The 10,850-nt window shown below is 43.6% G+C and carries 6 protein-coding genes and 1 pseudogene; 5 read left to right on the forward strand and 2 right to left on the reverse strand.

Annotated features, from left to right (window positions below):
• Window positions 1-112: 112 nt before the first annotated feature.
• Window positions 113-691 carry a TMEM175 family protein gene (locus QUF07_RS11905; protein ID WP_217165095.1) on the reverse strand — a complete coding sequence of 193 codons (579 nt, stop codon included), beginning with the start codon at window positions 689-691 and terminating at the stop codon, window positions 113-115.
• A 192-nt stretch (window positions 692-883) separates the two neighbouring features.
• Here QUF07_RS11905 and QUF07_RS11910 point away from each other — a divergent pair.
• Together QUF07_RS11910 and QUF07_RS11915 are read left to right on the forward strand one after the other, a co-directional pair.
• A pseudogene (locus QUF07_RS11910) lies at window positions 884-2,287 on the forward strand (APC family permease).
• A 378-nt stretch (window positions 2,288-2,665) separates the two neighbouring features.
• Window positions 2,666-4,000 (forward strand): MFS transporter, encoded by a 1,335-nt coding sequence (locus tag QUF07_RS11915; RefSeq protein ID WP_430681876.1) that lies wholly within the window; start codon window positions 2,666-2,668, stop codon window positions 3,998-4,000.
• A gap of 60 nt (window positions 4,001-4,060) precedes the next feature.
• Here the strand turns inward: QUF07_RS11915 and QUF07_RS11920 are convergent, their stop codons facing one another.
• The gene (locus QUF07_RS11920) at window positions 4,061-5,257 is read right to left on the reverse strand and encodes an MDR family MFS transporter (RefSeq protein ID WP_289427577.1); all 1,197 of its coding nucleotides are present in this window, start codon (window positions 5,255-5,257) and stop codon (window positions 4,061-4,063) included.
• Between the two features lie 191 nt (window positions 5,258-5,448).
• Between QUF07_RS11920 and QUF07_RS11925 the strand changes: the two genes are divergently transcribed.
• From QUF07_RS11925 to QUF07_RS11935, 3 genes are all read left to right on the forward strand, one after another.
• Window positions 5,449-5,874 (forward strand): OsmC family protein, encoded by a 426-nt coding sequence (locus QUF07_RS11925; RefSeq protein WP_217165101.1) that lies wholly within the window; start codon window positions 5,449-5,451, stop codon window positions 5,872-5,874.
• A 395-nt stretch (window positions 5,875-6,269) separates the two neighbouring features.
• Window positions 6,270-7,592, forward strand: coding sequence for an MFS transporter (locus QUF07_RS11930; protein ID WP_217165103.1), 1,323 nt, complete (start codon window positions 6,270-6,272; stop codon window positions 7,590-7,592).
• Window positions 7,593-7,922: 330 nt separating this feature from the next.
• Window positions 7,923-10,766 carry a Cna B-type domain-containing protein gene (locus QUF07_RS11935; protein ID WP_289427578.1) on the forward strand — a complete coding sequence of 948 codons (2,844 nt, stop codon included), beginning with the start codon at window positions 7,923-7,925 and terminating at the stop codon, window positions 10,764-10,766.
• The last annotated feature ends 84 nt before the right edge of the window (window positions 10,767-10,850 follow it).

Consider the following 10,850-nt stretch of genomic DNA (forward strand, 5'->3'; position numbering starts at 1 on the left):
TATTCTAACGAGAAACAAAAAATCTGTCATCAGTAATAGATAAAATCTATTACCAACAACAGATATTGTAGAACCTCAAAGATCATTTGTGAATGCCTTTTACTCCTTCACATCATAAACGACGCATGGCTTTTTCGATACTTTGATAAGGCATCATCCAAAGCATCATCACCAGGAATGTGCCGATCATCCCAAATTCGTGCCAGAAGTAAGTCAGGCAGAAAACGGCCACGAACGCGGCTAAGGTGATTAAGCTCTTGGGTTCATGTTTTAAGGTATCCACCAGCAGCTGGCTGTCGTGGTTCGCTCTCAATAGGCTCACTCGCAAGAAGTTCCATGCCAAATTAATGAAGATAAATAATAGCGTGTATAACTGAGAACCAAACAGACTGTGGGGGTCATCATTCACAATTGCGGTGGCAAATGGCACAAATGATAGGAAGAACATCAAGCTGGTGTTCGCCCAAATCACCAAACCGTCAATTTTCTCGACCACCTGGAACATATGATGGTGATTGCCCCAAACAATTGCCAGCAGAAAGAATGAAATTGCGTAGGCGAGTAATTCTTCGTGCATATTCCACAGCCCATTCCACGAATAGGTCTTTGGTTCGCCAAGTTCCAAAACCAAGACAGTCATGATAATTGGGATGATTGCATCGGTAAACGCTTCAAGTCGATTTTTAGGCATCAGGTCACACTCCTTTCACATACTTTACATCACAAGGATACAATATTTTTCTTAGAAATTTGCAGATAACGTCTTTGTTTGTCTGTAATCGTTTCCAAGGTTGTGAGCTAATTGACTTTTATGATGAGGAAAAGTTAAAATAGACTAATAATTCTAATCAGGAGTTAATTTTCCATCTGGAGGTTACAGATTATGTCATTAGGTTCACGAATTTTTAAACGGGAGAAATTGGATCGTTACCTTGAAACTGACAAAAAATTTATTAAAACGATGTCAGCTTTTGATCTGATTGCCCTAGGGATTGGGGCGGTGATTGGTACTGGTATCTTTATTCTGCCAGGAACTGTTGCTGCTACCAAAGCTGGCCCGGGAATTATTCTTTCATTCATTGTGGCGGCCATTGTGTGTTCAACTTCAGCCATGTGCTATGCCGAATTTGCCTCAGCGTTACCGGTTGCCGGAAGTGCCTATTCTTATGGAAACCTGGTGTTCGGCGAGATCATCGGCTGGATATTGGGCTGGGCATTGATTTTGGAGTACGTTCTGGCTGTTGCGGCGGTTTCTAGTGCGTGGGGCGCTTACTTTCAATCGTTCTTAGCCGGCTTCCATATTGGTTTCCCAAAGGCCATTTCTGGTCCGTTCGTACCGAGTCAGGGAACCTATGGTAATGTGATTGCAATTATTATTGTTATTTTGATTTCCTGGATGTTAAATCATGGGATGCGCTCGTCAGTTCGATTGTACAATTTAATTGTTGTTGTCAAAATTGGGATTATTTTGCTATTTATTCTTGTGGGCGCCTTCTATGTAAAACCAACTAACTGGCATCCATTCTTACCCTACGGTTGGATGGGTGGCAGCCACGGCGGAGTTTTGGGTGGCGCTGCTGCGGTATTCTTTGCCTATTTGGGCTTTGATGCGGTTTCGAGTTCAGCTGCCGAAGTTAAGAATCCTAAGCGCAATATGCCGATCGGAATTATTGGGACGCTGATTGTTGCAACTATTTTGTAGGTGGGCGTTTCGATCGTCTTAACGGGAATGGTTTCGTACACCAAGCTGGACGTCGCAGATCCGGTTGCCTTTGCCTTACAATTTGTGAAGCTGAATTGGGTCGCTGGTATCATTTCGCTAGGCGCATTAGCTGGAATGTTTACCATGATGGTCACAATGACTTATAGTTCTTCGAGATTGATTTATTCAATTGGCCGAGATGGGTTGCTGCCAAAGCTTCTTGGTAAGTTGGATAAAAAGGGCAGTCCAAGAAACAGCCTGATAACGATTACGATTGTGATTGCTTTTATGGGTGGCTTTGTTCCGCTGGATCAATTGACCAACTTGGTTAATATTGGCACATTGATTGCCTTTCTCTTCGTGTCATTTGGGATTATCCCATTGAGAAATAATAAAGAAATTCAAAACCACCACGGATATCAGGTTCCATGGTATCCAGTGTTGCCGATAGTTTCTGGCTTGCTATGTATGGTGATGCTGTCACAATTGCAAGCAGAAACCTGGATTGCATCAGGAATTTGGTTCGTGTTTGGCCTTATTCTTTACTTTGGATATGGAATGAGACATAGTCGGATAAGTGCATAGAGCGCGAAAAGTAGCGGTTTGACGCGTTCATATAAGGGGACCCCCAGTTAAAGCCTGGTTTTGGCTTTAACTGGGGGTCCCCTTATATGTTAAGCGTCAGCGACTTTTCGCGCGTTTTTGCAACGAGGCCAAGAAAACACGGCCAGTTTTGGCTTTAATTGGGGGTCTCCTTATATATTAAGCGTCAGTTGTTTTTCGCGCGTTTTTGCAACGAGGCCAAGAAATCCCTAGCTAGCGTCATAATTTGTGAAATGGTAACATAATTTTATTAGCAAATAAATGTTTCAGAAAAGAGGAATTACCGTGCCAACTTTGCCGAAAGAAACCGTCAGTCAGAAAACGAACCATCCACTCCTTGCTATCTCAGCCATTGCCGCAATGACTTTTCTCGGCATTCTGATTGAAACTTCAATGAACGTGACTTTTCCAACCTTGATGAAACAATTCCACGTTTCCCTCAGCACGGTTCAGTGGGTGACGACCGGTTACCTGCTCACGGTGGCGTTGTTGATGTTGGTTTCTGCATTTCTCAAACGGCGTTTTAAAAACAAGCAATTATTTGGCTGTGCGGTCTTACTCTTTATGATTGGCGACGTCACGTGTGCGCTGGCCCCAACTTATTGGCTACTATTGGCTGGGCGCCTGGTTCAAGCTGGCTGTGTCGGCATTTCTGCGCCATTGATGAATAACATTATTTTAGAACTTGTGCCTCGAAACAAGCTGGGGACCTACATGGGATTTGCCAACTTGATCCTGATTGTGGCGCCTGCCCTTGGACCCACATTTGGCGGGGCGGTTGTGTCACTGGCTGATTGGCGGATGATTTTCTGGGGGACCTTACCGTTTGCAGTTGTTTTCTTGATTCTGGGAATGATTGTCATCGAGCAGTATAGCCCAACCGAAAAGTATCCGTTTGATTGGCTGCGATTTGGCTTTTTATCAGTCGCGATGATTATGTTGCTAGTGGGGATGAACGCGCTGACACTGCCAAATGGCATCTGGCATTTCACTGCAGATATCTTTGTGACCGTCGTGATGTCGGCGTTGTTTATCTGGCGGTCAAAACATAGTCATAAAGCGTTATTTAGGTTGACGGTCTTTAAGCAGCCCGCCTTCATCTACAGCTTTCTACCATATGTGTTACTTCAATTTTCAAATTTGGGAATTAACTTTATGTTGCCAAGTTATGTTCAAATGGTCAATGGCGCCGCGGCCTTTCTTGGTGGCTTGATTTTATTCCCCGGTAGCGTGTTGAATGCAGCAGGCCAACCATTTTATGGCATTATGTTGGATCGCTATGGCGGCAAATTACCTCTTTATTTGGGAAATACGTTCTATTTTGTCATGATGGGGTGCTTCGCGATTTTTGCCCGCCAAATGTCAGTCTTGTGGGTGACCATCTTCTATGCGATATACGCCGGCGGCCGAGCCATGGCCTTTGGCAATACAATGACTTACGGCTTAAAAAATCTCAGCCAGCAGGAACAAAATGATGCAAATGCCCTGTATGGTACGGGTCAGCAAATTGCCGGCTCAATTGGGACAACCGTGATGGCGGTGTTCATGACGGCTTTTAACTCAGCTGGTTTATCAATGCCTCAAAACGTCGCCAGGGGCACCCAGATGGCCTTTGTGATGTTGGCCCTGATTGGCTTGCTAAATTATTGGTTGTATTGGCGGTTGTTTAAGCTCACTAATAAATTGGACAAGTAAAAAACCACCATCCGGGTCGAACTGGATGGTGATTTGTAATTGATCCACTCAGTGAAGGCATTAAGTCCGATAACGAGTTAGGCTCCCGTGGAGGGTTTTCCACATCACGGCAGTCGTTGTTAAAACCAGTAAAACAGCAATTGTGGCAATAACAAACAGCGCGGTAAAAGAGGATAGTTCAATAATCATGCCGCCAAATAATGGTCCAATGGCGCGCCCAGCTGAAGCGTACGATTGAATCAGCCCTTGATAGCGCCCCTTGGCTTCGATTGGCGTTAAGACGTTAACCAGCGCCGGAATGGTCGGCAACGCGGTGGCTTCACCAATGGTTAAAATGATCATTGCCAGGACAAACATTGGATAAGTTTTAGCAAAAATCAGGGTAATAAAAGAAACCGCAAACATTGAAAAGCCAAAGAAAATTTGCATAATCAAATTTTCATGATACCTGGCAATCCAGTTAATGATAATTTGGCTGACAACGATTAAGCCGGCATTGATTGTCCAGAGAAAACTGTAGTTGCGCAGTGGTATGCCCAAGCCGGTCATGTAGACGGATAAGTTGGAAACCCACTGTTGGTACATAATCCAAATAATAAATAATGACAGAAAGAAAGTTGTCAGAATAGTCGCATTTGTCTTGGGAAGATGCTTGGTATTCCAAGAAGTCTTTTCAGTGTCAGAAACTTTCTTACGGGATTCGTTGGCTGCCGGCTTGTATTTGGTAATCACGATGGTCAGGAAAACGAGGAAAAGAACACTTGCCACCACGAACATCAGGGTGACGCTGATACTATAAATAAAGCCAACTAAGGAAGTCCCAACGACAATTCCCAAGTTTTGGACGAAATACAGCATGTTAAAAACGTAACGGCTGTCCTTTGACTTGATACTGGTTCCAATCGAATTGACAACCGCTAAATTCCAACCAGCCGAAAGGCCATTAAAGAAGAGGACGATTCCAAACATCGGCCAGCCATGGAAAAATACCAAGATGATGAGGGTAATTGTGGAAGCAATCACGCCACCCACCAAAAGATGATAGGGATTCTTTCGATCGTATAAGTAACCGCCAAGATAACTGCCAAGGACGCTGGCAAGGGAGTTAAAAAGTAAAACAACCCCAATCATGGTTAAGGACACACCAAGCCGATTATGCAAGTATACACTGGTTAACGGCCAGACAAAACTCATCCCGATACTGCTAAATAGGGCCCCGGTAACCAGCCACCGGAAACTCATTTCTTTGTTGGTCATCTGATGGACCTCCTTAATCTGATTTTGAGCACCGTGTCCCATTGTATCAAAAAAAGTGGATGGTGTGGGGGAACAACTTGTGGGTCATTACCGGTTATCTGCCAACGCTATTTGATGGACTTACTAATTTAAATCACATATGATGAGGGTGTTTAAAGGAATATGAGATTTCATTATGGGAGGAATTATCTATGGCTGTAGGCGGATCACTTTATCATACAGAAGTTGTTAACGAACACGGTCTAACGGGCCAAAGTTACGTTCGGGGAAATGAAGGCCTTGCGCTTGGCGTCAGCAGTTCACTGATGGATAGCCCCGGCACCAACCCGGAACAATTCATCGGGTTTGCGTTGAGTACCTGTTTTAACGCAACGATTGGCATTGTCGAGCGCCAACATAATATTAAGCCTGATAGTATTATTCATACGGCGGTTGATATTGTGAAGGATACCAAGGGATATAAGTTTATCGTTCGCTGCCAAATTTTGTTTCATGATTTGGATAATGCGCAGGCCCAACAAATGGTCGCTGAAGCATTGGATCAGTGTCCGGTGGCAAAGCTTTTAAAGGCTAATGAAAATGTGACGTTTGAGGTGGTGGATCAGTTTAAGTTTTAGAGTGCGGAACCAGGCGGCTAGAAGCTGGAGTATAAGTCTCTTCAACAGAAATCGCCGGTTTTTGGATTTTTGTTGAAGGGATTTATGCGCAAGCTTCTGCCTGGGGGAGCACGTTTCGGCTAGAGTGCCTAGCCATTGAAATACCCTGATCTCAAAATATCACTAATGGCGTTTATAACTAAACCATCATTGATAACTTGCGAGTTTTGCTACCTAATTTAAAACCAAACTACAAATAATCCTGAATTCGAACTACTATTAGCTCTCGAATTTAGGATTATTTGTAATTTCCATATTAATGAATTGCAATCAACTCGCAAAGGGATCTTTCCAAAATATATTTGTTCTTAACAACAAAATTGTGTACAATCTAGTTACGAAAGAGGGTCGGTTTATTGAAGGCTACTACAACATGGTCTACTCGCTGGCCGGAACGCATCAGCTATGGTCTCAGCGATGCTGCCGATAATTTAATATTTCAGATGATGACGACTTATTTACTCTTTTTCTACACGGACGTTTATGGGTTGTCGGCAAGCGATGCGGCAATCCTGTTCATGGTTGCCAGAGTGGCCGATGTTGCTGAGAGCTTTATTATTGGCGTGATGATCGATCACACCCACTCCCGGTTTGGTAAGAGCCGGCCGTTTTTCCTATGGTATTCAGTGCCGTATGTCATTTTTGCCGTTTTGACGTTTGTGACCCCTCACTTTTCTTATCCAGGAAAGGTTGCTTGGGCATACGTTACTTACCTTGGGCTAGGGTTTCTTTACACAGCGGTTAATTTACCGATTACGTCAATTCTACCAACGATGTCTCAAAATCCCCGGGAATTAACATTGTTAGGGGTGATTCGTCAGTTCTTCGGCAGCTCGATCCAAATCGTGGTTGCGGTATTTACGTTGCCACTGGTGGCATTATTTGGCCACGGAAGTCAGCAGCGTGGGTTCTTAGGGACGATCATGTTATTTGGTGTGATTTCGTTGCTGTTAATTATCAATACCTTTGTCCACGTTCGCGAACGATTTGCCAATTCTGAAATTGCGCACCAGCCATTCAAAGCGGTGTTATCAATGTTGCGGCATAATCAGCCCTGGATCGTGATTTCGATCGTTATTTTCCTGTACTGGCTGGTAACGGCTATCAAAAATCAAACGACCATCTATTACTTTAAGTATACAGTCGGTACCGTTGGCTTGGTTCCTTTGGCGAATGGTTTTACATTGACTTCACTGCTTGGAGTGCTGCTTATTCTTCGACTGACAAATGTGAGAAGCAAAAAGACTACGATGCTGCAAGGAATCTTAGTTGCATTAGCTGGACAACTTGTGATTGCCATCGGGGTTTACACAAAAGTAATGGGCATCCTGTTTGCCGGCGTCTTTATTAATTCAATTGGGAATGGCATTATTATTGGCCTAGTTTCCATCATGATTGCTGATACGATTCGCTACGGAGTGAGTTTAGGGATTCAAGCAGAAGGAATTTTGGCTTCGACAGATGATTTTGGCGTCAATTTAGGCTTGGGACTTGGCGGCCTAATCACTGCTGGGCTGTTTCATTTGTCCGGCTATGTGGCCAATCGACCACAAAATGCCGAGACATTGTTAATGATCAATTTGAATTATGTTTGGCTGCCACTGGTGATTTATGCGGTGATGTTTTTGATTCTCAAATTGTATGATGAAGACCGAATTCTTGAAAAAATCCAAGATTAGTAAACATCGTCAGCAGTTTAGACCCCCGGTGGTTATATCACCGAAAGCGTTAATCTATATAAATTATTATTAGATTGATATGAAGTTCTCGGAATGCCCGGGGACTTTTTAGATTGTCATCAATCTAATCGAATAAATGAATACTCCCTCATTATAAATATAACAATGGTAGTGCTAAGCAATTGTAATAACGATGTATAAGTGGTATAAAAAGTATGAAGGTACAAATTTAATGAAAGAGGTTCTATTCATGAGGAATTGTGTCAAGCAATCTCAGGTGGATTTTTTTTAAAATGGTTTAGTTTCGTATGTTTTTCAATTCTGGTTTTGGTGGGGATCGTTTTTTCATCACAACCAGCTAAAGCGGCGGATATTACGTCAAGTATTTCTGGAATTGGGTCCGGAGATGCGCTGTATAATGGAAATCCGATCAATCAGACCGATGTTAGTAAATGGGATCAGAGTACCGATTATCAGCTTACATATAACTATAAGATTGCGCCAGACACGCAGGTGAAGACGGGGGATACTGCTACTTTAAGCTTGCCGAAAGGCACTCATTTTAGGTACGATACGCCGTTTGATATCTTGGCCCCTGACGACAAGACAGTGGTTGGTCATGTCACTGCAAAGGCAGGGGATTCATCTGCAACTATCACGTTTACAAATTACTATTCAACCAAAAATAATGATATGGGCGGTACCATCACGTTTAGTGTCTCCGGAAGTGCGAATGGTGGTGGCACAGCTGGTGGTGATTACATTACCAAGAACGGCTGGGCCTTTAAGGGTGATTATAGTAATGGCAAAACGTATCCGCTTGATGGGAACGGTCGTTATCAATATGTTGAGTGGGACGGTAAAATCAATCCCAACAATCGATCACTCAATACCGCTGTCATAACGGACAATATTCAAAATCCTGACAGTCAGACAATGGTTCCTGGAACATTACTTGTTCAATGGGACGATGGGAAAAACACACCAGTCCCAGTGGGTGACTACACTGTCAATTATCTTCCAAATGCCACCGCGCCAACCTCGTTTACAATCAAGTGGAACGGGACGCTAACTAAAACGGTGAACGTTTTTTACTTGACCAAAATTAACCCGGAATCTGATTATACAAAAGCTGGTGCCCATATTGGCCTTAATAATCAAATGACAGTTTCTGGTTATGATACAGGAAGCGGCGGCGGAACCAAAGGTAACATTGATGTTGTTGATACTGGAACCGCCAACGCCCTAGTTACCCTTGGTGCTGGCGGAAATGGCAATGGTAGCACCTATAGTGTCGGTGTTAAGAAGCAATGGAACGATGTTCCTGCAGGTGTGAATGAGCCAGCAATTCAGGTTGAATTATATCGGCAGACATCAACTGACAAAGAACCACAAGCAACTGGCAAGACGGTTACTTTAAGTAGTCCTACGTGGTCTGGCACATTTGATGCTTTAAGTAAAGACGATGGGGCCGGCAAGGCGATTACTTACTCGGTTAAAGAGGTGAAGGTGCCAGATTCATTTAAAGAGACTGGCGGAACGGTTGATTCTACGACCCAAACTGCAACCCTTGTGAACACATATAACTCGCCAACGCCACCGGCAACCACTTCAATTAAAATTAACAAAGTTTGGCGAGGGGTTCCTGATGGAGTAACGCCACCCAGTGTGACGGCTTATGTATACAAAAACGGTGATACTAAGAACCCAGTCAAAACGGTCACTTTGGATCAAGCACATAATTATACAGCCGAAGTTTCTGGTTTACCCAAGCAGGGCAGTGATGGTAAAGACATTACCTACACGGTAGCAGAGGATACCAATACGCTTGACAAAGACACTTATGAATCGAAAACCCCAGGGCAACAGTCCGTTAAAAATAATGTGGTTACGTTAACTAATGCTTATATTCCTAAGACGACATCCATTACAGTCAAAAAGCAATGGAAAGGTGTACCATCAGGGACCACGTTACCTGATCAGATTACGGCAACGTTATATGCCAATAAAGTATCCACTGGCAAGATGGTTACTTTAAATGCTAGTAACAACTGGTCTGCGCCATTCCCTGATTTACCAGAAACCGATGGTAATGGTAATACAATTAAGTATACCGTCGCTGAAACGGCTGTTCCAACAGGTTATCTCCCCAAAACAAGTGGGCTACAGAACGTTGTGAACGGCAAAGTTACTTTAACCAACGACTTTATTCCGCACAAAACCTCTGTCACGGTGAACAAAGTATGGGAGGGTGTTCCTAAAGGGACTCAGTTGCCGGATGTCGTTGTGACATTGTGGGAAAATGGCAAAGCTACTAATCAGACCCGCAAGCTCACATCGGCAAACGGCTACTTAAGTCGATTCGATAATTTGCCGTTGACCGATGAAAATGGTCAATCGATTAAGTACGAAGTTGTTGAAACACCCGTTGCCGGCTATCAGTCCCGGACCAATATGCGGCAAGAGGTTAAAGACGGCAAGGTCACATTTATCAACGCCTTTATTCCTAAACAATCCACAATTACAGTCAAAAAAGTCTGGAAGAATGTTTCTGACGGCGTGACAACGCCAAGTGTGACGGCAACCCTGTATGCTAATGGGGAATCAACTGGTAAAACGGTGATCTTGGATAACCTCAATAACTACATCGCATCCTTTGGCGACTTGCCAGAGACTGATTCAGCTGGTAACACGATTGTTTACACCGTTGTTGAAGACAATGTTCCCGATGGTTATAAGGCTGATCCAAGTGGGCCTCGACCAGTGAACAACGGTGCGGCAACGCTGACAAATGAATATGTTCCGAATACACCAGTAACGCCTGATACACCGGTAACGCCAACACCAGTAACTCCAGATACGCCTACGCCCAAGAAGCCAACTTCAGACGTACCTAAGACGACCAGAAAAACTCCTGATCGGAAGGTGCCAAATAAATCAACAGCAACGACAACGCAACATGCCAAAGTCACTGCTAAGCGACCAACACTGACAACTTCTGCTAATGGGCAGACACCGAGCCCCACAACAGGTGTACCGACAAATTCATTGAATAAATTGCCGCAAACTAATGATAATGAAAAGCAAGAACTTTTGATCACTGCTATGGGAATAATCCTGATGAGCTTGTTAGGAATTGCTGAAGTGATTACCCACAAAATTAGAATGAAGTAGTACTTTCAAACGTAAGCACTAAATAATTGGACGTATTCAAAAAGGCATTCGAGCATGTTATTCTTCAGATAACACAATCGAATG

Origin of the sequence: Lentilactobacillus sp. TOM.63 (genome assembly GCF_030361045.1) — a bacterium.
GTDB classification, from domain to species: domain Bacteria; phylum Bacillota; class Bacilli; order Lactobacillales; family Lactobacillaceae; genus Lentilactobacillus; species Lentilactobacillus dabitei.

Bases quoted from the DNA above. Each gene is read 5' to 3' on its own strand.
- QUF07_RS11915 (WP_430681876.1), top strand. From the start codon at position 2,666: ATGACTTTTCTCGGCATTCTGATTGAAACTTCAATGAACGTGACTTTT.
- QUF07_RS11925 (WP_217165101.1), top strand. From the start codon at position 5,449: ATGGCTGTAGGCGGATCACTTTATCATACAGAAGTTGTTAACGAACAC.
- QUF07_RS11905 (WP_217165095.1), bottom strand. From the start codon at position 691: ATGCCTAAAAATCGACTTGAAGCGTTTACCGATGCAATCATCCCAATT.
- QUF07_RS11920 (WP_289427577.1), bottom strand. From the start codon at position 5,257: ATGACCAACAAAGAAATGAGTTTCCGGTGGCTGGTTACCGGGGCCCTA.